At 46.4% G+C, this 25,017-nt stretch carries 23 protein-coding genes; 7 read left to right on the forward strand and 16 right to left on the reverse strand.

The features are described from left to right. Window positions 1-171: 171 nt before the first annotated feature. Window positions 172-1,692, forward strand: coding sequence for a beta-Ala-His dipeptidase (gene pepD / locus MSWHS_RS06850; protein WP_048158878.1), 1,521 nt, complete (start codon window positions 172-174; stop codon window positions 1,690-1,692). On the opposite strand, the gene MSWHS_RS06855 is transcribed toward pepD, so the two are convergent. The 4 genes from MSWHS_RS06855 to MSWHS_RS06865 form a co-directional block, all read right to left on the reverse strand. Then, a complete protein-coding gene (locus MSWHS_RS06855; protein ID WP_048159574.1) occupies window positions 1,683-2,438 on the reverse strand; it encodes a CPBP family intramembrane glutamic endopeptidase in 756 nt (251 codons plus the stop codon). The genes pepD and MSWHS_RS06855 overlap by 10 nt on opposite strands. Before the next feature lie 222 nt (window positions 2,439-2,660). Then, on the reverse strand, window positions 2,661-2,867 hold the full coding sequence (locus MSWHS_RS06860; RefSeq protein WP_052722634.1) for a hypothetical protein: 207 nt from the start codon (window positions 2,865-2,867) through the stop codon (window positions 2,661-2,663). Between the two features lie 25 nt (window positions 2,868-2,892). Further along, window positions 2,893-3,021 carry a hypothetical protein gene (locus MSWHS_RS21940; RefSeq protein WP_255353721.1) on the reverse strand — a complete coding sequence of 43 codons (129 nt, stop codon included), beginning with the start codon at window positions 3,019-3,021 and terminating at the stop codon, window positions 2,893-2,895. A gap of 76 nt (window positions 3,022-3,097) precedes the next feature. Continuing rightward, window positions 3,098-4,021 carry an HAD family phosphatase gene (locus MSWHS_RS06865; protein ID WP_082088047.1) on the reverse strand — a complete coding sequence of 308 codons (924 nt, stop codon included), beginning with the start codon at window positions 4,019-4,021 and terminating at the stop codon, window positions 3,098-3,100. A 37-nt stretch (window positions 4,022-4,058) separates the two neighbouring features. Between MSWHS_RS06865 and MSWHS_RS21945 the strand changes: the two genes are divergently transcribed. Continuing rightward, on the forward strand, window positions 4,059-4,187 hold the full coding sequence (locus MSWHS_RS21945) for a hypothetical protein (protein ID WP_255350489.1): 129 nt from the start codon (window positions 4,059-4,061) through the stop codon (window positions 4,185-4,187). A 242-nt stretch (window positions 4,188-4,429) separates the two neighbouring features. Here the strand turns inward: MSWHS_RS21945 and MSWHS_RS06870 are convergent, their stop codons facing one another. Continuing rightward, window positions 4,430-5,920 (reverse strand): arylsulfatase, encoded by a 1,491-nt coding sequence (locus MSWHS_RS06870; protein WP_048127098.1) that lies wholly within the window; start codon window positions 5,918-5,920, stop codon window positions 4,430-4,432. Between the two features lie 169 nt (window positions 5,921-6,089). Further along, window positions 6,090-7,433, reverse strand: coding sequence for an anaerobic sulfatase maturase (locus tag MSWHS_RS06875; protein ID WP_048158879.1), 1,344 nt, complete (start codon window positions 7,431-7,433; stop codon window positions 6,090-6,092). 121 nt (window positions 7,434-7,554) lie between these two features. On the opposite strand from MSWHS_RS06875, the gene MSWHS_RS06880 reads away from it, so the two are divergent. Further along, entirely contained in the window at window positions 7,555-7,815 is a 261-nt protein-coding gene (locus MSWHS_RS06880) for a hypothetical protein (protein ID WP_048127102.1), read from the forward strand. 71 nt (window positions 7,816-7,886) lie between these two features. Here the strand turns inward: MSWHS_RS06880 and MSWHS_RS06885 are convergent, their stop codons facing one another. The 7 genes from MSWHS_RS06885 to MSWHS_RS06915 all read right to left on the reverse strand — a co-directional run bounded on the left by MSWHS_RS06885 (window position 7,887) and on the right by MSWHS_RS06915 (window position 16,848). Then, a complete protein-coding gene (locus tag MSWHS_RS06885) occupies window positions 7,887-10,247 on the reverse strand; it encodes an arylsulfatase (protein ID WP_048158880.1) in 2,361 nt (786 codons plus the stop codon). Window positions 10,248-10,251: 4 nt separating this feature from the next. Beyond that, window positions 10,252-10,551, reverse strand: a complete 300-nt coding sequence (locus tag MSWHS_RS06890) for a hypothetical protein (RefSeq protein WP_048127105.1) — start codon at window positions 10,549-10,551, stop codon at window positions 10,252-10,254. 26 nt (window positions 10,552-10,577) lie between these two features. Next, window positions 10,578-11,066 carry a DUF1269 domain-containing protein gene (locus MSWHS_RS06895; RefSeq protein WP_048127112.1) on the reverse strand — a complete coding sequence of 163 codons (489 nt, stop codon included), beginning with the start codon at window positions 11,064-11,066 and terminating at the stop codon, window positions 10,578-10,580. Window positions 11,067-11,767: 701 nt separating this feature from the next. After that, window positions 11,768-12,859, reverse strand: coding sequence for a mechanosensitive ion channel family protein (locus tag MSWHS_RS06900; protein ID WP_048127118.1), 1,092 nt, complete (start codon window positions 12,857-12,859; stop codon window positions 11,768-11,770). 708 nt (window positions 12,860-13,567) lie between these two features. Further along, a complete protein-coding gene (locus MSWHS_RS06905) occupies window positions 13,568-13,750 on the reverse strand; it encodes a hypothetical protein (protein WP_048158881.1) in 183 nt (60 codons plus the stop codon). A gap of 40 nt (window positions 13,751-13,790) precedes the next feature. Beyond that, on the reverse strand, window positions 13,791-16,142 hold the full coding sequence (locus tag MSWHS_RS06910; protein WP_048127120.1) for an arylsulfatase: 2,352 nt from the start codon (window positions 16,140-16,142) through the stop codon (window positions 13,791-13,793). Between the two features lie 193 nt (window positions 16,143-16,335). Then, window positions 16,336-16,848: a DUF1269 domain-containing protein gene (locus MSWHS_RS06915; protein ID WP_197074036.1), complete on the reverse strand. Its 513-nt coding sequence runs from the start codon at window positions 16,846-16,848 to the stop codon at window positions 16,336-16,338. A gap of 659 nt (window positions 16,849-17,507) precedes the next feature. On the opposite strand from MSWHS_RS06915, the gene MSWHS_RS06920 reads away from it, so the two are divergent. Both MSWHS_RS06920 and MSWHS_RS06925 read left to right on the forward strand, forming a co-directional pair. Continuing rightward, window positions 17,508-18,977: a DEAD/DEAH box helicase gene (locus MSWHS_RS06920; RefSeq protein ID WP_048127124.1), complete on the forward strand. Its 1,470-nt coding sequence runs from the start codon at window positions 17,508-17,510 to the stop codon at window positions 18,975-18,977. Then, window positions 18,970-20,850: a DUF790 family protein gene (locus MSWHS_RS06925; protein ID WP_231585622.1), complete on the forward strand. Its 1,881-nt coding sequence runs from the start codon at window positions 18,970-18,972 to the stop codon at window positions 20,848-20,850. Before MSWHS_RS06920 ends, MSWHS_RS06925 begins: the two co-directional genes overlap by 8 nt. 248 nt (window positions 20,851-21,098) lie before the next feature. Here the strand turns inward: MSWHS_RS06925 and MSWHS_RS06930 are convergent, their stop codons facing one another. Continuing rightward, window positions 21,099-21,293 carry a hypothetical protein gene (locus MSWHS_RS06930; protein WP_048127131.1) on the reverse strand — a complete coding sequence of 65 codons (195 nt, stop codon included), beginning with the start codon at window positions 21,291-21,293 and terminating at the stop codon, window positions 21,099-21,101. 363 nt (window positions 21,294-21,656) lie between these two features. Then, window positions 21,657-21,848: a hypothetical protein gene (locus MSWHS_RS06935; RefSeq protein WP_048127132.1), complete on the reverse strand. Its 192-nt coding sequence runs from the start codon at window positions 21,846-21,848 to the stop codon at window positions 21,657-21,659. 1,170 nt (window positions 21,849-23,018) lie between these two features. On the opposite strand from MSWHS_RS06935, the gene MSWHS_RS06945 reads away from it, so the two are divergent. Continuing rightward, entirely contained in the window at window positions 23,019-23,276 is a 258-nt protein-coding gene (locus tag MSWHS_RS06945) for a hypothetical protein (protein ID WP_156148087.1), read from the forward strand. A gap of 15 nt (window positions 23,277-23,291) precedes the next feature. On the opposite strand, the gene MSWHS_RS19095 is transcribed toward MSWHS_RS06945, so the two are convergent. Then, on the reverse strand, window positions 23,292-23,405 hold the full coding sequence (locus MSWHS_RS19095) for an SMR family transporter (protein ID WP_082088048.1): 114 nt from the start codon (window positions 23,403-23,405) through the stop codon (window positions 23,292-23,294). 221 nt (window positions 23,406-23,626) lie between these two features. On the opposite strand from MSWHS_RS19095, the gene MSWHS_RS06950 reads away from it, so the two are divergent. Further along, on the forward strand, window positions 23,627-24,715 hold the full coding sequence (locus MSWHS_RS06950; protein WP_048127134.1) for a radical SAM protein: 1,089 nt from the start codon (window positions 23,627-23,629) through the stop codon (window positions 24,713-24,715). Window positions 24,716-25,017 lie beyond the last annotated feature (302 nt).

Consider the following 25,017-nt stretch of genomic DNA (forward strand, 5'->3'; position numbering starts at 1 on the left):
TTACGAATGATTTACGAATGATTTACGAATGATTTACGAATGATTTACGAATGATTGAAATTTGACTTCCTGATAAGTGCCTTGATCATTGGCTTGCGGCTGGTTTTAGTGCCGCTAATATCGCCGCTAATATCCCCGCTGATCCTCACAAAAGACCTGAGCTGATTCACCATGCACCCAAAAACCCGGCAAATCCTTGAAATTTTCGAGGAAATCAATAAAATCCCGCGCTGTTCGAAACATGAAGAAAGGCTTGCCCTCTGGCTTCAGGAATGGGCAGGAACCAGCGGCTTTGAGGCAAAAACCGATTCAGTAAACAATGTCCTCATCAAGGTCCCGGCTACTTCCGGGTATGAGAATTCTCCTGTTTTTGTGCTGCAGGGGCACATGGACATGGTCTGCGAGAAGAGTAAGGGCTCCAGCCATGACTTTTCCAGGGACCCTATCAGATGTGTGTATGACGGGGACTGGTTGAGGGGAGATGGGACCTCAATCGGAGCGGACAACGGGATTGCACTTGCAATCGGGCTCGTGCTGGCAGAAGCTGGAAAAAAAGGAGAAATCGGGCACCCACCTCTTGAACTGCTCTTTACGGTTGATGAGGAAACCGGGCTGACAGGAGCAAACGGACTTGAAAAAGGTTTCTTTGAAGGCAGAATTCTGCTGAATCTGGATTCGGAAGATGAAGGAGTATTTATCGTCGGGTGTGCAGGGGGAAAGAATACGCGGGTTACCCTGCCTGTAGATTGGGAGCTTTTTGACTATGGGAAAAAAGGTGGCTTCGGGCTCTTTAGGCTCTCGGTTGAGGGACTTGAAGGAGGACATTCGGGGGTCGAGATACACAGGCAGAGGGCAAATGGAATCCAGTTGCTCGCCAGGTTGCTGGCAGGCTTGAGGGAGAAAATCGGAGCAGAAAACCTCAGGCTTGTCTTTTTAAGTGGTGGCAGTGTCCACAATGCGATTCCAAACCGTGCAGAGGCGTTTATTGCACTGAACAGGAGTAAAGGGTGGCAGGCAGAAGATTTTGTTTCCGGGTTTCTGCAAACACTCAGGGAAGAATATGCAAAATCAGATCCTGAAATTGTCCTTGATCTTAAAGAAGTTGAGAACAGGATTCTCTTTGAGACCTCCGAAGGTAAAGTCACCAGAAAAGAAGTGCCTTCAGATCGGGTCTTTTCGGCAGGGACGGAAGAGAGGCTTCTCGAGCTGCTCCTCGGATTTCCCCACGGGGTCTACAGGCTATCGGACAGGATCCCGGGACTTGTGGAGACTTCAAATAACCTTGCAATCGTGCGGACCGGGGAAACCGGGATAAATATCCTCTCAAGCCAGCGCAGTTCTGTCATGTCCAGGCTGGTTGAAATTTCCGGGAAAGTGGAAGCTGTGGCAAAGCTCGCCGGAGCCAGGGTCGAACACGAAGCCGGGTACCCTGCCTGGGAGCCTGACCTTGAATCAGTGCTGCTTTCGAAATGCAGGCAGGTTTACCTCTGGACCTTCGAAAAAGAGCCTGAGATTGAGGTCGTGCACGCCGGGCTAGAATGTGGGGTAATTGGCTCGAAATGTGAAAGCATGGAGATGATCTCTCTTGGGCCAACTATCAAAGAGCCTCATTCTCCGGCAGAAAGGATCTTTATCCCCTCGATTGAAAAAGTCTGGATTTTTCTGGAAAACCTGCTGAAGAGTTATCGCTGATCAAATTGAAACCGATTCCCCTGCAGGTTGACTTTGCCGTGCCGGTATTTTCGCAATAACCAGAGACCGTAAATGAATAGTACCAGAGCAAGGGAAAAAACAACCCCACCGGACGAGCCTGTCAGAAATATCAGGCAATCCCATAGCCAATGGATGACGATTAAAGGAATAATCGTATCGAGGCGGGCCCGCAAAACCGCTGTCCAGACCCCAAACATACCTGCAAAAAGAGCCTGAACTTCGCTCGCTCTGAAGTCTCCGGTGATTAAGCCGTTTAATATATGGACCGAACCGAAAAGAATCGCTGTGATCCACACTGCCCGCCAGGTCCCGAATGATGACGAAGCCCCGTGGAACAATATACCCCGAAACATCAACTCCTCGCTGATGCCTACCATCAGGGTATTGATGATCACAAGCATAAGCATCCGGGTTGGCGGCAGGCCTGTAGATAGAAAAATCAGCAGCAGGATTAGAAGTGCCAGGGCCGGTGGCAACAACAAACGCAAATCCTGTAAATTATCCGGGTTTTTCAACCCGACCTGAGTCCACCATTTCAAATAGGTAATAACCCCGGGCAAAAAGATCACTGCAACCAGCACCCCTAAGGCGATCCGGCTTTTAATCAATTTCTCAAGTTGCGTGGGCTGCCCCTCAACCTGCAACAACCCTACTCCCACTACGATAATCACCCAGATTGTAAATATTACCAGTGAAGTAGGCCAGGGTTTTCGTAATGCGTTCATCTTTGTCTTCTCCAATTCGATTCGACAATAAAAGATCCAGGTTCCTGGGCAGAAAGAACCCTCCTTCTTCTTATAGAAAATCTCTGGATTTTCCGGGGAAATCCGATGAAAAGTTCCCGATAATTTAATACAGTATTGAATGGGAAGAGCAAGCAGCAAAGAAGAGAAGTGGGATAATCAATGAATCCAGTTTCAATCTCCCTTTTCGTTTGATAGCCAGCTTTATTTGCTGTTTGTGGAATCCGCTTCGCTATTGTCTTTCAGATTTCCTCTCTGACCATCCTTTACGTATGAACGTACCTTAATAAAGTAAGCAAGGGCTGCGATGGGTAAAGAATAACCTATTCCATAGACAGCCAGGTTTGTTTCCGAGGGTTTAAAGATTACACTCAGGAAGTTAACCCCCGGCACGACAACTGTAAGCCCCACCAGGTTCAGCTCCAGTTCCTCAATGTCATTTATCTCCAGTCAACCAGGTAAAGCACAGTGTAGGAACGATCCGCCAGCAGGGCTTGATCTTAGGGAAGTTTTTAAGGTCCCGCCTGATGTCTGTTACCGCATGCTCAGCCGGTGAATGCATCATTCCGAAAGCTCAGAGGGCTCATTATTTGTTTCCCTTTGGTTTTACTTATATGTCTTCTTGAAGGGCATCCTTCGACTCAGTCCTTGAAGACGGCTTTCCAATCATCCTTCATGCTGACCATGATCCAGCCACGTTCCTTTGCCATCTGCAGCGCCTTCTCGCTTCCCCCGTTGTAGGCGTACTCGCGCTCTGCATCATCATGGCGGAGCAGCAACGATAGAGAGCGATAACCACTTTTCTGTGCCAGCCACAGCATATGCAGATCCCCATCCGAATTGCCGGCGGCCAGGATGGGCTTGCGGCCTATATGCAGCTCGATATTGACCGGCTTGCCTGCTCCGTCGTCGATGGGATCGACCAGACCTCTCCTGCGGAAAACCACTGGCCCTTCATCAGTCATCCGGGTTTCAAATGCAACGTTGCTGCCGATAACCCGCTCCCTGGGGATCTTATAGATCTCCTCCGAGACCGTACGTATAAAACTCATGCCACCGCCGGACGCCAGGAAGACCTTAACGCCGTTATCGCCAAGGTAGTGCACAAGCTCAACCATCGGCTTATATGTCAGGTCCCTGTACAGCATGCCAAAACGGGGATGTTTGGCAGTATCAAGGAACTCTTTTGCCATAAGCATGAAATCGTCCTGAGACATGCCGGCGTGAGAATCAAAGACGATCTTCATCAGCTTTTTAACATCGCCGCCAGCGTGGGGATCAAGCCTGGAAAAGTAGGTAAAGTCACCCATTGCCGCTGCCTTAAAGTGTGGCTGGCTCAGGAGCGTAGGGTCTGCCTCTGCCATCTGTTTCAGCCGGTCTATGATAAAGAAAACCTGAACATAGACTGGCTTCTCAACCCACATGGTTCCATCGTTGTCTAGGATGGCAATTCGCTCGGTCTCTGGCACAAAATTAGCGCTTTCAGGATTTGTGATGGAGTTTACGTAATCAATGATTGTTTTCTTAGCTGATGTTTCATTCCATAACGTAAGAATTTCGGACATTGTCAATTCCTCTGACTTTACCGTCTGGACGCCTGCGATGCGATTGACTGTCCAGAGTCCTGTACAGGCTCCGCTAATAACTAATTGCATCAATCCACAGGTCCTGCGTCCCATCACCGGGCCGCTGGTCGAGTACCTGCAAAGCAGCAACGTTCCCCTTGACTAATAACCCAGTCCGTCTATGCAGAGACCGTAACAAGGCTCAAATGATGGGGCCTTCCAGGAATTCGGATAGGCACTATCCAGTTTGAATTTCATCCTGAAAATTTGTTTTTGGTTCCATATAAGAACAGTTTACTCATGTTCCATATAAGAACAGTTTACTCATGTTCCATATAAGAACAGTTTACTCATATTACTGAGCATCACCTTGAAGGAGTAGAATATTCCAGACAGAGGACTTCAGCTTCAAGTGCTTCCGATTCCCTGTAAAAGCTTATCCATCACCTGATCGACGGTAAAACTTGCTGCTTTCTGGCGCGGAGGAAACTCTTTAAACGTTGCCAGAAATTCTCCCACTACACCCTGGGCAGGCACCAGCAGGAAGGCGTGGTCCAGCATCCAATCGTAGTAGGTGTTTGAGGTCTGATCAGCCCTTTCATAAGGATCGGTACGCAGGTTGAATATTTTTGGTATGCGTAGAGAGACGAAAGGTTCAGCCCAGACCTGTAATGTACCGATAGCGCGCTGCTCCATAAAGACCATTTTCCAGTTGTCGTACCTTAGAGCTACCAGGTCTCCGTCGTCGGAGAAGTAAAAGAACCCAATCCGGGGGGATTTCTTCTCTTTTCCGGTCAGGTAGGGAAGAAGGTTATAGCCATCAAGCTGCACCTTGAAAGTTTTGTCTCCTGCCTTGTGACTGTTTTTGAGCTTTTCCTTAATATCCGGCTCTCCGGCTGCTGCAAGCAAAGTGGGCAGCCAGTCAAGGTGGCTTACTATTTCGTTAGAAATTGTGCCTGCCGGGATCTCGCCAGGCCAGCGCACTAACTCAGGAACACGGAAAGCTCCTTCCCAGCAGGAGTTTTTCTCGTTGCGGAACGGAGTCATGGCTGCATCGGGCCAGGTATTCATATGGGGGCCGTTGTCCGTGCTGTAGATGACAATTGTGTTTTCTGTAATTCCAAGTTCGTCCAGCAAATTCAGAAGCAATCCCACATGCCGGTCGTGCTCGATCATAGCATCGTGGTACTCCGACTGCCAGCGTCCCGACTGTCCTCTTATCCTGTCAGGAACATGGACTCTGAAGTGCATCCAGGTGGTGTTGAACCAGACGAAGAAAGGCTTGCCGGTCTCATGCTGATGTTTGATAAAATCGGTAGCCGCTTCGAGAAACTCCAGATCTATGGTCTCCATGCGTTTCCTGGTCAGCGGGCCTGTGTCCTCTATGCGGCCGTCGGCGTAGCTGTGAATTACACCCCTTGGACCATAGTTTTTCCGGAAATTGGGAAAGTCCTCTTTCGGTGGATAGTCGCGGTTTTCCGGTTCTTCCTCAGCATTAAGGTGATAGAGGTTGCCGTAGAACTCGTCAAAACCGTGGTTTGTGGGCAGGTGTTCATCCCGGTCGCCAAGATGGTTCTTTCCAAACTGGCCCGTAGCATAACCCAGTGGTTTCAGCAGTTCGGCTATTGTTGGATCCTCTGACCTGATTCCCACCTTAGCCCCAGGCATGCCTACCTTGCTCATCCCGGTTCGGAAGGCGCTCTGCCCCGTGATAAAAGATGCCCTGCCGGCTGTGCAGCTCTGCTCTCCATAAGAGTCTGTAAACCTTATACCTTCGTTAGCGATCCGGTCAATGTTTGGTGTTCTGTAGCCCATCAAGCCGTCGCTGTAGCAACTGAGGTTGCTAAGGCCAATGTCATCTCCCCAGATGACCAGTATATTCGGTTTCTTTTCTGCCATTCTTAACCCCCTATGGTTATTGCTTGCTTTATTGGTTGTTTTATTGGTTGTTTTATTGGTTGATATTTTGAATTAGCACTTTCAAGCAGCTTTCAGATGCTGGATAAAACAAAATATGGATTTTTCTTCTCTACTCCCCACTTTACTTTTTTCAAAATCGCACAACAGGTCAAGACTTAAGTTGAGCCCTGTGTTTTATCTGCTTCCGGTCCTTCCTTTCAGGTCCGTTTTTCTTGAGACCGTGACAGCGTTTGAACTTGAGCCCGCTGCCGCAGGGACAGGGGTCGTTTCGTCCGGCCCTTGCAAAAGCATCTTCCAGAGCCAGGACCCGCATCACCTCTGGTGCCGGATAGCCCCTGCGTATCAGGCCCGCCATGATCTGCATCGGAAAGTCTATGTGCCGGAAGAAAGCTTTCCAGCCTTCACAGAGGTAGTTCAGTCCCTGTTCCCCGTCTCTGGTTGTCAGGAAGCGGTTTTTAGGGCATTCTCCCTGGCAGGCGAAGAGTACCTCACATTCCCGGCATGCCTGCGGGAGAGTTTCGCGTTTGTCCTGCCCGAACCTGTACTGTTTTTCCGAAGTGGCAAGCTCTACGATCTCTTTTTCCATGATATTGCCCAGAAGGTAGTCCGGCTCCACAAAATGGTCGCATGAGTAGAGGTCCCCATTATGCTCCAGAGCAAGCCCTATGCCGCATGTTTCCTCAAAAACACACATTCCAGAAGGCAGACCCAGCCATCTGCGCGCAGAAGCCTCAAAGGTCTGCACGAATACCCTCCCCACATCATTTCTTACCCACTCGTCGAAAATGCGGCTCAGGAAACTTCCAAACTGTTCTGGTTTCACCGAACGGTCCGAGACCTTGTCTCCCTTCTGGTAAAGGGTATGACCCCCCTCATTGATCCTCTCTACAACCGGAATAAACTGAATCCAGTCTGTCTTTGCTTCATCCCGAAGGAAGTGATAAACTTCCAGCGGATGATCGGCATTGGCCCTGTTTACTGTTGTCAGGACGTTATATTCCACGCCGTGTTTTTGCAGGAGGCGCAGTCCCCCCATTACCCGGTCGAAGCTTCCATTCCCCTTTTTATCCACCCGGTAAGCGTCGTGCAGTTCACGGGGGCCATCGATGCTGATCCCGATGAGAAAGTTGTTTTCCTTAAAGAACCGGCACCATTCATCGTTCAAAAGCGTGCCGTTGGTCTGCATCGTATTTTCAAACGTCATTCCCGGTTTTTTGTACTTTTCCTGCAGTTCGATGGCGCGCCGATAAAAGTCGATTCCCATCAGGGTAGGTTCCCCCCCCTGCCAGGCAACAGTCACCTGCGGGATCCGGTGAGCTTCGATAAGCTGCCGGATGTAGTTCTCCAGCACTTCGTCTGACATGCGAAATCTGCTGCCGGGATAAAGCAGTTCCTTGTCCAAAAAGAAGCAGTAGGAGCAAGCCAGGTTGCAGATTGCCCCGGTAGGCTTGGCCAGCACATGGATTCTGGGAGGTAGATTGTGTTGCGTCATTTAGAAGCTCCTCCCTACTCCGGGATTCTCCGGTTTGGATTTGAGCTCTATGGTTCGGTCTATGATCAGTATTTCGTAAAGTGTGCCAGTATTTTCTGTCATCTGAAATCCTCCTTACAGCATGTCTACCAGTGGCCGAAAGGCAATTCCTATCACTACCCGCAAAGAGCAGCAGGACGGTGATACTTCTCACTGTTGCAATGATGTTGAGGACTGTACTGGCGGCAAGCACGATGCCCAGGAAGAGCCAGCTAACCACACCTGCGCAGCGCAGCCAGTACGGTGCATTTCTGGAAAAGTTGCTTCGAAGTTGTTTGTCCGTAATGGTCCTCCCCCTGGGATAGGACCGGAACATCAGGGATGGATCGCCAGGTTGTCGTAATCAAGCATATTGTCCAGATCCCAACTGAAGCCCAGGAGCCGTGAGGACCTCAGTTCCAGTTGTGCAACAGGTTATTGCCGGGCCATCAGTATCTGCACTTCGGCTTCTTCGTCTTCTATTAATTCTCCGGAAAGGTCTACGGTGACCTGGTGAATCTTACCGGTGAAGGTAAAGGGGGCATGGTACTCGTGGGATACCACTTCACCGAAGTCATAGCCACAGCTCAATCCCTCTATGCCAAACGTAATTGGCACAGTTGTCGGAAACTCGGTATTGCCGACCAGTTTACCATCAATGTAAAGCTGGCCGCGTCCGGGAGCGCCACGCCCGTTACGTAGGTCAGGCTTTCCGGTAGGTTCGAATTCGTAGCGTAGTGTGACCGCTCCATCAGGAACATCTACTGTGGAGCTAACTTTCAGCTCTTCCAGCCCCAGGTAGTTGTGTATGTAGTGGAGTTTCCCACCCTTTAAGTAAAACACAAAGCCTCCAGCGATTCCGCCCTGTGCCAGCAGGACTCCCTCTGCACCGCCTGTGGGAATTTCAACCTCGGCAGTGATGCTGTGCGGCCGGTTGAACAGCATCGGTGTATTCCCAATTGGCACCACCGACAGGTTAGGGTAGAAGGTATAGTGGTTTTGAGTTTTGGAGAGACGTGGTCTTTCTGCGACAAGCCGTTGCATAACGGTGCCGTCAAGCGGCAGGACCTGGTATTTGCCGGCTTCCACATACCAGCGTGCAATCATTTCCTTCAGTTTTGCCGGATACCGGTCGGCCAGGTTATGACATTCGGCAGGGTCTTTTGCAATATGGTATAACTCCCAGCCGCTGGCATCCAGTTCATCCAGAATTTCAGGCGTGATTTCATCGCCGAATTTGTGCCCCTTTTCGGCTCCCTCGGTATAGCTAGGGCCAGGAAAACCGCACACTGCTCGCCAACCGTCGTGGTCAATAGCCCGGCAGGCAAACATTTCAAAGTACTGGGTATAATGATTGGTGGGCGCTTCGGCATCATCAAAGGTGTGGGCAAAACTGACCCCTTCGATGGGCGATTGGGTCACGCCCCGGATACTCTCCGGCGGCTCAATACCCAGTGCGTCCAGAACAGTAGGAAGCATATCTATGGCATGGGCATACTGGAAGCGGTTCTCCCCCCTGGCTTTGATTCCCCTGGGCCAGGAAACAATTAAATTATCAGTGCTTCCACCCCTGTAAACCTCTTTTTTCCAGCGGCGGAAGGGAGTATTGCCGGCCCAGGACCAACCCCATGGATAGTGGTTATAAGACATGGGACCGCCTAATTCCTCCATCCTTGGCAGGATCTCTTCTAGTTTTTCATAATAGTAATTAAAACTGCTCATTTCATTGAAAGCACCATTGACCCCACCCTCAGAGCTGGCTCCGTTATCGGGAATGAGCATAATTAAGGTGTTGTCCAGTTCGCCGATATCTTCCAGTGCCTTCAGGATACGCCCTAATTGATAGTCGCAATGCTCCAGGAACCCGGCAAAGACTTCCATAAAGCGGGAATAGAGCATCTTTTGCTCATCACTCAGGCTGTCCCATTCGGGTACGTCGGGGTCGTGGGGTGATAGTTCTGCGTCGGGAGGAAATATGCCAAGCTCTTTCTGGCGGGCGAAAACGATCTCGCGGTATTTATCCCAGCCCATATCAAATTTACCTTTATACTTATCGCTCCACTCCTTGCTCACCTGATGAGGTGCGTGGGCACAGCCGGGGGCATGGTAGAGAAAAAAGGGCTTTTCCGGCGCGTTAACGTGGGCATCCAGAATAAACTGGATGGCATGGTCGGCCAGGTCTTTATCCAGATGGTAGCCTTCCTCCAGGGACCCGGGCTGGGGTACCGAGTGGTTATCGTAAGTTAAATCAGGGAACCACTGGTTGGTCTCGCCGCCAAGGAAACCGTAAAAACGTTCAAAGCCCCGGCCCAGCGGCCAGCGGTGGAAGGGGCCTGCAGGGGTGCTTTCCTCGGCAGGTGAAAGGTGCCACTTGCCGGTGCAGAAGGTATTGTAACCGTGTGCCAGTAGCATTTCTGGCAGCATGCCGTTTTCAAAGGGCATACGCCCGTCATAACCTGGAAAACCGGTGGCTGTCTCCATAATAGCGGCCACGCCGTTGGAGTGATGGTTTCTGCCGGTCAGGATGCACGAGCGCGTGGGTGAGCACAGTGCCGTGGTGTGCATATTGGTGTAACGCAGGCCGTTTTTGGCCAGTCGTTCTATATTGGGTGTGTTTACCAGCCCGCCAAAGGCCGACATCTGGCCGTAGCCCACGTCGTCCAACACAAAGAAGATAACGTTGGGAGCATCGGCTCTGGCGCGCGTAGGTTCGGGCCAGGCTGAGGAGGATTCGGATACTGTCCGGCCAATCACGCCAGGGAACGATGTTCCTGGTTTGTATTCTTTTAATGACATTGTATCACTCTTTTCTGTCTACATATTTTCTTGCTATTTTGTGTTTAGGCAAGTTCGCCTTTCCGTGCATCCTGCAAATTTTTGCAGTCATACCAAGCCATGAAACCATATAGACTGATGTCGTATTCGGTGTCAGCCACAATGCCTTTGAGTCCATAAGGGTTTCGAACAGAAGCGCCGTCGTGTTAGTCGGACCGAACTCGAGAATCCCCTTACGCATCCCATACATCGATGCGATCTGGATACTGTTAAGATAGGCCTGTACCCCGCGCTGGAAATCAAGGTTATCATAGACCTTCTGCACGGTTTCTTGATTTATCCACTGGAGTTTTATTCTTCGCCAAAGGCTTCCCGAAGCTTGTCTTCTTCTTCTTTGGACAGGTTGGTAGCAATGATTTCAAACTTGAACTGTTTCATGGCTTCGATTACCCTATCCTCCACGGCACCACTTGTCATCAAAAAGAGGGCTGATGTACCTTCGGTTACTTTGCTGCGGACCGACTTTATGAAATCTTCATCAATACCCATATGGGTCATGGAACCGGTCAGTGCGCCCAACGTGGCTCCAACAACCATGCCAAATATAGGAACAAAGAAGAGCAGGCCAAATAGCATTCCCCAAAAAGCACCGCTCAACGTACCTGCACCGGTTAAATCAGTCAAATGCTTTGTTTTTGGCTTCTTTTTTCCCTCAGGCCAGGTGACTATGGCTGCATCGTACAGGTTAATCATTTGTTTCTTGCTTAAACCCTCGATCACTTCAAGTACATTTTCTGCACCCTGAGCGGTTTCAAACTTCAGAACTGTCAAAGTTGCCATTACTCAAACTCCTTTTCTACTTTCTGATTTTTTTTGGTTGATTTATTCTCGGTTGATTTATTCTCGGTTTATCGTACCAGCTCGCCGGTCAAGACAGAACTTTCCTGTAACTAGCATTTTGAAATTTTCAACCGGAAAGCTGTGACAATGCGGAAGGAGCCAAAATAAGTCGCCTCATCAGCTGGCAACACAGATTTTTGCTTACCAAAAATAGCAGCATGGATCCTTGTTTACCAAAAATTTTTGTAGCTATTTTTCAACAGACCATTCTGGAGTATTCTGGAGTAGCGTGCTTCAGATCCGGTATGCTTCAGATCCGGTATGCTTCAGATCCGGTATGCTTCAGATCCGGTATGCTTCAGATCCGGTATGCTTCAGATCCGGTATGCTTCAGATCTAGTGTGTTTCAGATCTAGTGTGCTTCAGGTCCACAGACTTTTTGCGGCAGGTAGCCTGGAGCTAATTTTTTTGTGACTGAAAAATGATATTCCAGGTTTGTACCTGATGATTTTTTATTTATTGGCCCTTCCTATTCCTTATTGAACTGCGATCTCTACCCCCGGAGTTCACAGTCCGATAATTGTAATAATATATTGTTATTTGTTATATATTATATTATACATATTATCCAATTTTATCTGGTTTCTTATATAGAGTTTATAGAGTTCATTGAAGCGGAATTATCTTTCTTGAAACCCTCCTTATCCTCTGGGAAATATTGACTCATTTTCCCGGTCAGCAAAATGAATTACATTATGTAAAGACGGTACCACGATACCTTCATTTGTCAGGGCTTTGTAAATTGCCGTGTTGAGCCGGTCCTCCGAAACTCTGGTTTCTACGAAGTTTTCTATCCAGCATCTGACTTTGAACTTCACCCCGAATTCTGTAAAATCGAATAAGAGTGCCTGTATTGGTTTATCATGCATGATCCAGTCTTCGTGCGCCAGAGACTCAAGAATCAGATCTCGCACATATTCGATATCAGGGCCGTAGGATACAGTGACAAAGGTCTCAATACGAAATATCCTGTCGGGTATGGAATAATTCGTGATGAGTTCCTTTCCGATTACAGAATTGGGAATTGCCACCTCACGGTTATCCCTGGTAAGAATACGAGTTGACCGCCAGCTTATCTCTATCACGTCCCCCCAGGTACCGAGCTTTTCTATTAGTATACGGTCTCCGGCCCTGAAGGGGCGATCTATGGATATTGCAATTCCGGTAATGATGTCAGCAAGCGTATTCTGGGCTGCAAGGCCAATTATAATGCCTCCGATACCGAGAGCAGTAAGTGATTGATGAAACACAGCTGTTGTGATCCCAAACCGATCAAGAAGTATGATTACGGCAAGAAAACTGAAAACCAGTTGAGAAGTATATTGTAAGGAACGAATTGCTCTATAGTCTATTTCTTCCCTATCCTTCAGGGGCACCCTGGATAAGTACCAATCTGAAACGATGGAAATCAAGCTAAGAACAATGTACGTTCCTATACCCCAGTAGAGAAGGAAAAAGAAATTATCTATAAGTTCTGCATAGAAACTGAAATATTTACTGAACAGCCTTACTGCGGCTTGTGTACCCTGCAGAATGATGATGCTCAACAGGATACTTTCTAAAAGGAGGAAAATCTTATCTGCAGTTTTTGTTTCTTTTTTTTTGATTATCGGCCAGATCCAGCGCTTCAAAATTGAGCGGCTGATTATTATGGTCCCGATCATAACTAACAGAATAATGACCAGCCTCAAGAGAACTATGCTTGTTGACAGCGTCCGTTCAATATAGACCACTTATATCCCCCGAGCTTTGGATCTGTCGATTCCACAAAATCATCAGGAATGCCCTTCTTACCTTCCCCTTTATAGACCAAACTCGCCTATCATTCGAAACTATACGGTCAAAAAAACAGTCACTTTGGATAAACCGGTATGAAGACATAAACAGGATTTATCGGCTCTTTCATCTATCCTGCTCCAGAGTACTTTCCTGCCCTTTCAGATAACCATTTTATTCTCTCTGCCTTCAGCTCCTGCACCCATTATCCTGGGAATTATGATAATTAAAGCAAATACAAAAATTACCGGAAGGACGTTCGGTCTATGGGGAATTCTTTTGCACTTGAACCGCCCGGTGATCGGTCCGATACCCGCGATTTCTGAATATTACCACCGGTTTCCATATCCTGTCCATCCGATACATCTAACTATCTGTAAATTGGAAGCATTCCTGTTCATCCCGCAGGAAAATACAAATAAGCCTTCTGAATTTCCTCTATCACCCCAAATAGGCTCACAACTATTCCACATTGGCATTCAACCAGAAAGAGTCTATAGAAGCCGTCCCGGAAAGGGAGTATTTACCCTAAACAAGACCGTTCTTTATTTCGAATCCCTCCAGAATGCTAAAAAATCTAGCCACAGACGACTTTTTACTCAGAGAACCGTTCCACCCCTCCCATTGGCGACGTCGCATACAAAACGGTACGCTCCAGGCCCTGTTCACGGTCCACATGTGCTTTTACGTGCTTCAAGTATCTTTGAGACGTTTTCCATGTAGTGATCGTATGCCCTGGTTCCTTCTTTACCCTTGAATTTTAGCAGGTTCAGCATAACGACTTTGCCCTCATCTGGATTAGATACCAGGGCGCGCAATGCTTCATCATTTGGTACAATCGAACTCATACAGGACTCCTCAAATCAATACTTCCTCAAATCAATACTTTTACTGCCGTGCCATGACCATACGCACTTCAGCTTCCTTATCCTCGATCAGCTCCCCGCTTACATCCACGGCCACGCGATATAACTTGCCGGTAAACTCAAAAGGCGGCTGGTATTCAGGCACAACTGGCGCTCCATGAGCTGCGCCGCAGCTTAACCCGGTTATCCCCCATGAAAGCGGAGTCGTCACAGGTACCTCAATTTGGCCGACCAGCTTTCCATCTATATAGAGTTGAGCTATTCCCGGTGCACCTTTGCCTTTAGCAGGATCTGGCTTACCTGTCACCTTGAACTCGAAACCGAGTTGATGTCGACCTTCTGGAACATTCTCAACGGACTCTACATGATAGAAGGCCTTGGTCACGTAGTTGTGTACCCAGTGCAGCTTTCCGTCTTTTACATAGAATATATAGCCAGCCTCAATATCACCTTGAGAGAGCAAGACCCCTTCCGCACCTCCTGCAGGGATTTCGACGTCAGCTATGATACTATGCGGGCGGTTGAGAACCCTGACTGCTGCGTTTGCAGGAATCGGCTGAGTTCCAGGATAATAAACGTAGTTAGTCCGATCGGCTGTAATCTGCGGCCTTTCATCGGCAAAGCGCATGACTCCTCGAGAATCTATGGGTAGCACATTATATTTTCCGGCTTCTGCATACCAGGCGGAAATCATCGCTATCAGTATGGATCGATTATCTGCAGCCACATTATAGTTCTCTGCCCAATCCTTCTCTACGTGATAAAGCTCCCAGCCTTTTGCATCCAGCTCGGTCAACACATCTGCCGTGATCGGTGCCCCGAAGAATTTTCCTGATTCTGTGAACGAAGGACCAGGCCACGGACATACGGCACGCCAGCCTTCGTGATACAGGGAGCGGTGCCCCATCATCTCGAAATACTGGGTGCGGTGCCTGGTAGGTGCACTGGCATTGTCCAGAGTATGTGCAAAGCTTACGCCTTCAATAGGTGATTGGGTTACACCTTTGATAGCAGTCGGAGGTTCAATTCCAAGGCAGTCCAGAACCGTAGGAACCATATCGATAATGTGGGCATACTGAGTTCTGATTTCGCCTCTGGCTTTTATTCCTTTGGGCCAGTGGACTATAAATGGGTCGCTGACACCGCCACGGTAGGTTTCACGTTTCCAGCGGCGGAAGGGTGTGTTTCCAGCAAAGGTCCAGCCCCAGGCATAATGGTTGAAAGTCTCAGGACCCCCGAGTTTATCCAGAGCTGCGAGATTTTCCTCCACAGATTCAGACACATTATTGAAAAACCTCATCTCGTTAGTCGATCCCGTAGGCCCGCCTTCTGAGCTTGCTCCGTTATCGGAAATCACCATAATCAACGTGTTTTCAAATTCACCAATATCTTTGAGGAACTGTAACAACCTGCCAATGTGGTAGTCGGTATGCTCCAGGAACCCGGCAAAGACCTCCATCATACGGGAATATACTTTTTTCTCCTCTGGAGAGCACTGGTCCCAGGGCTTGACATCCGGATCATGGCGAGATAGCTCGGTGTCTTTTGGGGAAATGCCCAGTTCTTTCTGTCGGGCTAATGTTTTCTCCCGGTAAACGTCCCAACCGTCATCGAATTTGCCTTTGTATTTGTCTACCCATTCTTTAGGAACATGATGAGGTGCATGCATGGCTCCTGGGCAGAAGTACATGAAAAAGGGCTTGTTGGGTGCTATCTGCTTGGAGTCGGCAATGAACTGGACGGCTCTGTCTACTATATCCTCATTCAAGGTGTAGCCTTCCTCGGGAGTTTTTGGAGGAGCTACTGAATGATTGTCATAGATCAGCTCAGGGTAATACTGGTTTGTGTCGCCTCCTAAAAAGCCATAGAAACGCTCAAAGCCCCGTCCCAGAGGCCAGCGGTCATACGGTCCGGCTGATGATGTCTGTTCTGCAGGTGTCAGGTGCCATTTGCCGATTGCATATGTGCTGTAACCATGCTGCAGAAGTATCTCTGAAAGAAAGCCGTTCTCAAAAGGTATATCACCGCTATAACCCGGATAACCGGTTGAGCCTTCAGTGATGCAGGCCATATTGTTCGAATGGTGATTTCGGCCGGTAATTATACATGAGCGGCTAGGAGAACACAGTGCAGTTGTATGCATGTTGTTGTAAGCAAGTCCTCCCGCAGCCAGGCTATCCAGGTTAGGTGTTTGTATAGGGCTGCCATAACACCCGAGTTGTCCAAATCCTGTGTCGTCAAGTACAATGAAAAGTATATTGGGAGCGCCTTCTTTGGCGCGCACCGGTTCTGGCCAGGCTGGTTCAGACTTGTCAAAAGTGCGCCCGATCACTCCTGGGAACGATGTTCCTAGTTTGTATTCATTTAATGACATTTAACCTCCCCTCAGTGTTGGGATTTTCTGATAAATTCACAAAAATAAAGTGGGGAAAGGAACTTACTTTTCGCTCCTCTCCATCAATTTTTTTATTCAAAAATGGGGGTTCCTGCTTTTCCAGCAATTTCCGGGAATATTTCAATTTCCGGGAATATTTTCATTTTTGGAAAGGCAGTTTTCCAGTAATAATTCAGTGTGCAGGAACTGCTTCTTCTTCGGCGAACATCTCACGCATCTTTTCTTCTTCTTCTTTGGAAAGGTTGGAAGCAATAAGTTCAAACTTCAGTTCCCTAGCAGCTTCTGCTACCTTATCCTGCACGGCACCGCTGGTAAGCAAAAAGAGTGCAGAAGTACCTTCGGTCACTTTACTGCGTATCGACTTGATGAAATCGTCATTTATCCCCACGTCGGCAAAAGAGCCTGACAGCGCACCCGCAGCTGCTCCGACTATCATCCCGAAAATCGGAACCAGGAAAATAAGGCCGAACAGCATGCCCCAGAATGCACCGCTCAGTGCACCTACCCCGGTCATGCTGGCTAATTGTTTCGTTTTTGGCTTCTTTTTTCCCATAGGCCAGGAAACGATTGCTGCGTCCTGCAGGGTGATCAGCTGCTTCTTGCTCAAATCCTCTATCACTTCAAGTGCATGTTCTGCACCGCTAGCAGTGTCAAATTTTAAAACGGTTAGAGTTGCTATAATCATGACCTCCTTTTATGTCACAGTATGTCACAGATTTTGCTGGTTCTTGTGTTTTGATGTCAGTTCACCAGTAGAAGTGAAACCATCATCTCCATTACCGTTTTGCGCCGGGGGTCGAGGTAGTATAGCTTCTGACAGAATCTGACTTCTGACAGGGATATCTACAGTATACTTTTTTTATCTGAAGGCTTGAGATTCGTCAGGTGTCTTTTATTATTCCTGAAAACCGCTTGCCAGGTATCTACCGTAAATTTTGATGTTGTTAACCCCCATGGAACCTTCGAGACCACTTCCCCCAAGCTCGATGTTCTATTTTCTGCTTTATATAATTCTTCTTTTATACATATTATCCTATGCATGTTGATTTATTTTATCGGGTCTGCTGAAATCTTTAAATACCGGTTTTCAAGGTTAAGAAAAGTATTTTCTCGGTTGGGGGACATTTTTTAAGTGTATTGTCTCTCTCAATTGTGATGGTGGCTTGAAGATTGTTTTTTCTTACATGACAGACCGGCCCAGGTCTCATACGGTGCAGGGAGTGAAAACTGAAAAGTTCCTTCATCGAGCGGAATAGATAAAAAAATTAACTCATGCAATAAACTCCAGCCTGAGCCTGCTGATAACTGAATTATTATATATCATGTCCCGGCTCTTAGTAAACAATGATCAAAATCAGCTTCAAGCAGGGAACTATTCTCATAAAGGGAAATGTAAGGGTCCCGAACTCCATATGGGATGAAAGGAGTGGAAGCTTCAGGGCTCCTGCAATGTATTACAGGGAAATTATCAACTACATGAGAGAGTCCAGAATTGATTTTGAAGATAGCGTCCTTGACTTCCTTCCCTGTCCTGATCTTGCAGCAGCTTATGAGGCATCGGGAAAGAAGTTGGAGTTGAGGGACTATCAGGCTGAAGCTCTTGTTTCCTGGGGTGAGAATGATAAATGGGGAGTTCTGGTCCTGCCTACAGGAAGTGGAAAGACCCTTGTTGGAATCAGGGCAATTGCCGGATGCAATACCCCTGCCCTTGTAGTTGTCCCGACCCTTGACCTGCTTGAACAATGGAAAAAGCAGCTTGAAGAAGCCTTTTCCATGGAAATCGGAAAGCTTGGGGGAGGTGAGAAGAAAATCCTTCCCATAACCGTTTCCACATATGACTCTGCCTATATTCATGCCGAAATCCTGGGTAACAGGTTCGGACTCCTTATTTTTGACGAAGTTCACCATCTACCTGCAGTAGGGTACAGGAGCATTGCCGAATTTTTCGCAGCCCCATGCAGGCTCGGGCTGACTGCCACATACGAAAGGGAAGACGGGCTGCATACGGAACTCAACCGGCTTGCAGGGGGAAAAGTCTACGAGAAAAAGGTCTCGGAACTTGCAGGAGGGCACCTTGCCCCTTATACGATAAAACGGACTTCTGTGACGCTCACTGCTGGGGAGCAGAGAGAATACGACCGGAATTATTCTGTATTCCTTAACTATCTCAAAAAAACCGGGTTGATAATGAGAGGACCGCAGGACTTCCGGAAATTGGTCATGAAAAGCGGCAGAGACCCTGAAGCCAGAAAAGCTCTCCTCGCAAGAAATGCAGCAAGAGACCTTGCCTTCAACAGTGATTCAAAAATTGAAAAACTGAGGGAGATCCTGGAGGAGCACAGAGAGGACAGGGTGTTTATCTTCACGGAACATAACCGGCTTGTGCACCGGATTTCAAATACCTTCTTTATCCCTGCTATCACCTACAGGACCCCTTCAAAAGAAAGGAACTCCATTCTCGAAAAGTTCAGGATAGGCAGCTACAGGGCTGTGGTCACCTCAAAAGTGCTCGATGAGGGAATCGACGTCCCCGAGGCAAACGTAGGGGTCATCGTAAGTGGGACCGGGAGCAAGCGGGCATATGTCCAGCGTCTTGGCAGGATCCTCAGGAAAAAAGAAGGAAAAAAAGCTGTGCTCTACGAAATCATAGCCTCGGAAACCTCGGAGACCGGAACTGCACAAAGGAGAAAAGAAGCCCTGGACAATGCAGGAAGCCAGTTAAAGAGCCAGTCAAAGAGCCAGTCAAAGAGCCAGTCAAAGAGCCGGTCAAAGATTCAATCAAAAGATCAGTCAAAGTCCAGGGGAGGTGAATGACCTGCTAACATCCGATCTCCTTGTAACCCGCATCACCCACGGAAAAATCAAACCCGCATACGCTTCTTTTAATACCGAAAACCTTGAGCTTGCAGGGCTCCTTATTGAAACCTTCGAGCAGCATGTAGGAAAAACCTACGGCGACCTCCTGGCAGAACTTGAAGGATATGAAGAGATGAATTACCGCTTTATCCGGGGGCTTTCCCAGCTCCTTGGCAGGCGGGCTGTGGTTGAAACATCTTCAGCTGTTGACCCTTCTAAAGCCAGAGAAGCGGTTTTTGAAGCCTGTGCCGGAATGGCGCTTTCTCCTGCCGAAAGAAAAGAGGCGCTTCAAAAAGCGGCAAAAAATCTCTCCATTTCAGTCCATGAACTCGAAAAATCTCTCTGGGCTGACCTTGAGGAAAACCAGATCCTTAAAGAATTCAATCCTCTTTCTCCTGCAGAACTCCTCAGGCAATATAATATCTCCCTGACCCAGACCCTCCTTTTCCGCGCTGTTGACCTGGATATCTGGATAGCAGGCGATTTTCAGAAAATCCTCTGGAAGATTCTCAGATCCGGGCTTATGTATTCCCTGGAAGACACTGAAGAGAAATCAGGCGAAAAAGAAGAAACTGAAAGGTTGAAAAGCGTTCACCTCCACCTTGATGGGCCTGCATCCCTTTTCAGGATGTCGGAACGATATGGTAACTCTTTTGCAAAACTTTTCCCTACCCTTCTGAAATCAAAGGGCTGGAGCCTGAAGGCAGGAATTCTCTATAAAAGTTACCAGGGGAAACGCATCCTTGATTTTGCCCTTGACAGCTCGGAAGAGGCTTTCAGGCTCATGCCGGAAGCAGTCGGATATCCTGAAAGAGTACCAGAAAGAGTTTCTCATGACTTGCAGTTTGCGGAAGGACAGGAAGGATACGGAACAGGAATCGAGAATGAGAACAGGCTTAAGGGAGAAAAAGCCGGATTTCAGGAGGCTGGAACTCAGGAAGCTGGAACTCAGGAAGCTGGAACCCAGGAAGCTGGAACTCAGGAAGCTGGAACCCAAGAAGCTAGAACTCAGGAAGCAGAAACAGATACTGAAAGTGAAGCCTATGACAGCACTTATGAACAGCAGTTTGCCAGCTTAAGTTTAGGGGGTTGGAAAGCAAAAAGGGAACCAACGATTCTGAAAGCAGGCAGGTACGCATTTGTTCCGGATTTTTCCCTTCAGAGAGACGGGATGAAAGTGTATGTCGAGGTTGTCGGTTTCTGGACACCTGAATATCTTAAAAAGAAGACCGAGAAACTGAAGGAAGTAAAGGAACCCGTTATTCTCCTGATTAACAGGAAACTCAAGTGCTCAGAAAAAGACTTTCCTGCACAGGACGTGATTTTCTTTGACAGGAAGATTCCGGCAAATGAAGTAACGCAGGTGCTTAGAAAATATGAGAGAAGAAGGCTTGAAAAAGACCTGTCAAAACTACAGGAAACGGAGCTTCCTCTTTCCGGGGAACTGATCAGCCTTGAAGAAATCGCAACTGAGAAGGAAGTAGTGCTTGATGCTTTAAAAAAAGAAATTGCAGGCAGGCTTACAAAATCAGGGGAAACCGAAGAATCCGGAGAATCTGAAGAATCTGAAGAATTCGGAGAATTCGAGAACTACAGAAACTATGTGCTCCTTGAGAATTATGTGCTCCACAGGCAGTTCCTTGAGAGGATCGACCTTGAACTTGAAAAACCAGGAATTGCAGAGACATATGCAGATGCAGTAAAGGTGTTTGAAGGCTTTGGGCTTGACAGCAGCCTCTATTACCCTGTACTCGAACACCTTGGGTATAAGGTTAGCTGGACCGGGCTCAGTGAAGAGAACGCAAAGGTTAAAAAAATGCGCTTTGCCTAAAATATATTTTTGCCAAAAAAATACTTCTATGCCCAGCAAATATTCGTTTTTGGTCGATTTTTCAGGCAAAGCGTTCTGGTAGAAATTTTATAGGAGGATATTGGTTTCTTGTTTCCATCGCTCGGAAGTTCAGACTTAAAATATGCAGTGAAATAACACAGGCAAAATTTAGGAATAATTAAATAACTTTCAATATCAAAATGACTGATTTAGCTTCAAATTAATTATTCTTTGCCGAAGTTATTTCGTTACAAATACTTAGAGTCTGTCCCAAGAGTTTTCGATTCTACATATCTTTTGTAATATCTTTTGTATATGCCCGGATCTGTAATCGTGAGCCCGAGCAGAACTACCCAACCCACAGGAAACATTATTAACAGCAGGCAATAAACTGCGATGGCTGCCATCACAGATTCACCTACAAACTTTTTCATAGTTTTCATTGGTATTCCACCCTCTGATGTGGTTGTCTGGTTTTGCTTGCGTTATTTTTACAATTTGACAATTATACCAGTCTGACCAATGTTTTTGAGATTGTGTATATTACACAATAGCATACAGTATTATGCATTCAATAACTTATATAGCTATTCTGAAAATTCGCTTTGCCTGCAAAAAGATTTTTCTTTAAAATACACTGTGAACCTGAAAAATAAGAGGTATACCTGAAAAATAAGAGGTATACCTGAAAAATCCCTATTATATCCAAAGAATACACATTTGAGCCATAAAATAGGTGCCTATTAAGGTACATATTAATAAAATCAGGAAGGTCATAAACCTTCCATATCTACAATTAAATAACTTTATACTTCAATTCCATCCATTTTTACTACAAAGTTTATCTCAACTTTCGAAACATTAAGGTTAGATTCAAGGTCCTTCTCATATTCTGCAAGTAAATTTTTAATGACTACTTCTAAAGAATGTTTGAAATCAGAAATGGTTTCATCCTTTAATATTGTTTTTTCAGCCTCAGTCAGGTTCGAAAGAATCATTTAGCACCACTCCCCAAAAATATATTTTTTTAGACTTATTTCAACGTTGTCTTAATCTCAACATTATTTTTCAACACAATTCCATAGCTATTTTTGTTTTAATTTAGACCTTATTTTTTATAAATTTGCGAGAATGTTCAAATATTTATTCCAATCATGAACAGGTATGAATTTTTTTGACCCGTTACATGTGTCCTCTTCTTCCCATCCCACCGTATCCAGTACTTGCTTCGAAAGCTGTACTATCAATTGAAGTTTTCTTTCGATTCTAAATGTCATATTACCCCATAATAACCCTTGTTCCATTTTTCCAATGGTATTATATTTTGTCAATAGTATAACCGATATAATTGTATAAATAATTAATCTGTCTAAAAAAGTAATCAAAAGCCATTATTTAAAGAGAATTTGTGGCATATGTTTATATAGTAGTATTTTTTTGATTTTTATAATGTAATAAAAAATATAGATTAGTAAAAAGGATAACTATTTTAAAAAAATATGAATACAAAATATGAATACAAAATATGAATACAAAATATGAATACAAAATATGAATAAAAAATGGAAAATGGTTATCGTGAACTACCCCACCCTGCTTTTTAATGAAAGCGAGGATGGAGCTTCCTTCGAGTGATTATGTCACCTGGATATTTGCATAATGCAAGTATCCATCTGTAATCCTGTTTGTCGAAGATTATCAGAATATTTCTGATAGCCTATCCACAAAGTATTTTGTGATAAGAATCGCTTCATGATGTTGATAGCACTGTTTCTATCTCTATCTTTCTTAAAATAACATTTCCACAATCACATTTCATAATTCTTTCCCAAAGAGGCATGTAGTGTCTTTTTTCATAGCTTTCAGCCCTGCCATGCGCTTCATCAAGACTCTTTTAAGCTGTGACTGTGGGTAAATAACGGTGTAGAGAAAGAAAACCACGAAAAAAAGAAAAGCAATATCTCATAGACTGATTGTTGTGCTGTCAACGGTAGCCAGAAAAACTTCCCCCTTTAACTTCCCGCGGGCACCGTCAAAGATAACCAGAATGTGTGATTTAAACCCCCAGGTTTAATCCCTTTATTGTTTAATCTCTTTATTAGCATTGTTCTGCCAGCTATTAATTGTTGGCTATCCGTACTGCAGAAAAAAGCGATTTTATAAGGAAATTGCAAAAATCCCGAAGAAAAAGGAGACGAAAAAAGGGGAAAGAGAAAGAAAAAGGAGACGAAAAAAGGAGAAAGAGAAAGAGAAAGAGAAAGGAGACGAAAAAAGGGGAAAGAGAAAGAAAAAGAAGACGAAAAAAGGAGAAAGAGAAAGAGAAAGGAGACGAAAAAAGAGAAAGAAAAAGAAAAAGGAGACGAAAAAAGGAGAAAGAAAAAGAAAAAGGAGACGAAAAAAGAGAAAGAAAAAGAGAATGGATTTGAGAACTTTATATGGTTTCATGGAGAATTCAGCTTGAGCCCCGCTATCCCTGAGAAACCTTCCGTATATTTCAGCCCGATTGCCCAGACTGTCTCAAAAAGACCAGCGATGAAAAGAAAGATCCATTCCATTTTTGTTCTACAATCTGCTTATGGAACTTTTATGGGGCTACAGTGAAAATATCAATTGAAAAATATTCTAAAGCCTCTTTCTTCTTATAAGCTTGCCTGAAAGAATCCATGGAAGAGCCTGTTAAATTTCTCAAAGGTAAAATCTCGAATATTTGAATCAGAGATAATAATCGGAAGAAACAAACAATAAGCCTTTAACTCTTGCAGGAGAATATTTCAATATGGCAGCCCCGAAGTATCTGAAACGCTACCTTGATGTGCAGAGAAACGAGATGCCAGCCTTTTTTAAGATAACCGAGAGAATTCCTGCAGGGTTTAAACCAGGAATGGAGCTTGAAGAACTCCGGAAAATCCATTCTGAGAGCATCAAAGAGTACCGAAAACTCCGGGAAGACCTCGAAACCGAAGCCATTAGAGTTCTTGTATATCCTGACGTCTCGGACAAGCTGAAACTGTTTACTGAAAGCTTTCTGGATATTCCAAAAGCCAACCCCTCCCTCCTTGACCTCAAGGTTGCAATTGTGGACAGGATGCTTGAAAACTGCCACTGCTGTGAGCGCCGATGCGGGATCAACCGAAAAGAAGGCGAGGAAGGTTTCTGCAAGCTGACCGATGTCTCACTCTATGCCTCGGAGTTCCTGCACATGGGAGAAGAGCCCGAACTCATCCCTTCCCACACGATCTTTTTTACGGGCTGTGTCTTTGCCTGCGTCTACTGCCAGAACTGGGACATTTCCATCTGCCCGGAATGCGGGACTGAAGTCGACCCCCGGAAACTTGCAAAGCTTGTCGATATCAGAAGGCTCCACGGAGCAAAGAACGTAAATTTCGTAACTCCTACTCCACACCCGCACACCGTTCTGAAAATCGTGCGGGAAATGTCGGCAAATACCCCTGTGGTCTGGAATTCAAACATGTACCATTCAAAAGAAATCGCCGAAATCCTGGAAGGCGTTGTTGACGTCTACCTCGGGGATTTCAAGTACGGAAATAATGAATGTGCCCTCAAGTACTCCAAAGTGGAAAACTACCTGGAAGTCGTCCAGCACAATTTTGAATTTGCTTACGAGACCGCCGAAATCCTCCTCCGTCACCTCGTCCTCCCCGGCCACCTTGAGTGCTGCACAAGGCCGATTGCCGAATGGGTTGCAGAACACACCCCGCAGATCAGGTTCAACCTTATGTTCCAGTACAGGCCCTGCTACCGGGCGATGGAACACCCTGACCTCGACAGGCACCTGACCCTGGAAGAGCAGACGGATGCGATAGATATTGTGAGAGGGGCGGGGATAGAGGACGTGCTGATCTAACTGTGAAGGTAAACGAAAACAGTTTCACTTTGAGAATAGACCAAGATCTCTTTTTTGATTCCATCTGCTGATTTTCCGGCAATCGTTTTGTTTTTTACTTTATAGAAACCGGGGCTTCAACCGGGTGCGAAGCAGCCGGCCTTCCCAAAATGAAAAAGAAAAGGAGTATAGAGACCGAGCCAGAAAGACCGAGCCGTTAAGCTTCAGGTCTCAGAAGATAATCTCCCGGATGCAGCTTAAATTTTAAAAAGCTGTTATTGCCATTTTCGATATTTCACCTCAGAAAGGAAACTGAAAAGAAA

It is taken from the genome of Methanosarcina sp. WWM596, assembly GCF_000969965.1.
Classification (GTDB): domain Archaea; phylum Halobacteriota; class Methanosarcinia; order Methanosarcinales; family Methanosarcinaceae; genus Methanosarcina.

Excerpts from the sequence above, each read along its gene's own strand:
- MSWHS_RS19095 (WP_082088048.1), bottom strand. The coding sequence starts at position 23,405 with ATGGAATGGATCTTTCTTTTCATCGCTGGTCTTTTTGAGACAGTCTGG.
- MSWHS_RS06905 (WP_048158881.1), bottom strand. The coding sequence starts at position 13,750 with ATGAGTTCGATTGTACCAAATGATGAAGCATTGCGCGCCCTGGTATCT.
- MSWHS_RS06915 (WP_197074036.1), bottom strand. The coding sequence starts at position 16,848 with ATGATTATAGCAACTCTAACCGTTTTAAAATTTGACACTGCTAGCGGT.
- MSWHS_RS06875 (WP_048158879.1), bottom strand. The coding sequence starts at position 7,433 with ATGACGCAACACAATCTACCTCCCAGAATCCATGTGCTGGCCAAGCCT.
- pepD (WP_048158878.1), top strand. The coding sequence starts at position 172 with ATGCACCCAAAAACCCGGCAAATCCTTGAAATTTTCGAGGAAATCAAT.
- MSWHS_RS06855 (WP_048159574.1), bottom strand. The coding sequence starts at position 2,438 with ATGAACGCATTACGAAAACCCTGGCCTACTTCACTGGTAATATTTACA.
- MSWHS_RS06870 (WP_048127098.1), bottom strand. The coding sequence starts at position 5,920 with ATGGCAGAAAAGAAACCGAATATACTGGTCATCTGGGGAGATGACATT.
- MSWHS_RS06930 (WP_048127131.1), bottom strand. The coding sequence starts at position 21,293 with ATGAAAACTATGAAAAAGTTTGTAGGTGAATCTGTGATGGCAGCCATC.
- MSWHS_RS06950 (WP_048127134.1), top strand. The coding sequence starts at position 23,627 with ATGGCAGCCCCGAAGTATCTGAAACGCTACCTTGATGTGCAGAGAAAC.
- MSWHS_RS06880 (WP_048127102.1), top strand. The coding sequence starts at position 7,555 with ATGTCTACCAGTGGCCGAAAGGCAATTCCTATCACTACCCGCAAAGAG.
- MSWHS_RS06895 (WP_048127112.1), bottom strand. The coding sequence starts at position 11,066 with ATGGCAACTTTGACAGTTCTGAAGTTTGAAACCGCTCAGGGTGCAGAA.
- MSWHS_RS21940 (WP_255353721.1), bottom strand. The coding sequence starts at position 3,021 with ATGATGCATTCACCGGCTGAGCATGCGGTAACAGACATCAGGCGGGAC.
- MSWHS_RS06910 (WP_048127120.1), bottom strand. The coding sequence starts at position 16,142 with ATGTCATTAAATGAATACAAACTAGGAACATCGTTCCCAGGAGTGATC.
- MSWHS_RS06885 (WP_048158880.1), bottom strand. The coding sequence starts at position 10,247 with ATGTCATTAAAAGAATACAAACCAGGAACATCGTTCCCTGGCGTGATT.
- MSWHS_RS06935 (WP_048127132.1), bottom strand. The coding sequence starts at position 21,848 with ATGATTCTTTCGAACCTGACTGAGGCTGAAAAAACAATATTAAAGGAT.
- MSWHS_RS06920 (WP_048127124.1), top strand. The coding sequence starts at position 17,508 with ATGATCAAAATCAGCTTCAAGCAGGGAACTATTCTCATAAAGGGAAAT.
- MSWHS_RS06865 (WP_082088047.1), bottom strand. The coding sequence starts at position 4,021 with ATGTCCGAAATTCTTACGTTATGGAATGAAACATCAGCTAAGAAAACA.
- MSWHS_RS21945 (WP_255350489.1), top strand. The coding sequence starts at position 4,059 with ATGCGATTGACTGTCCAGAGTCCTGTACAGGCTCCGCTAATAACTAAT.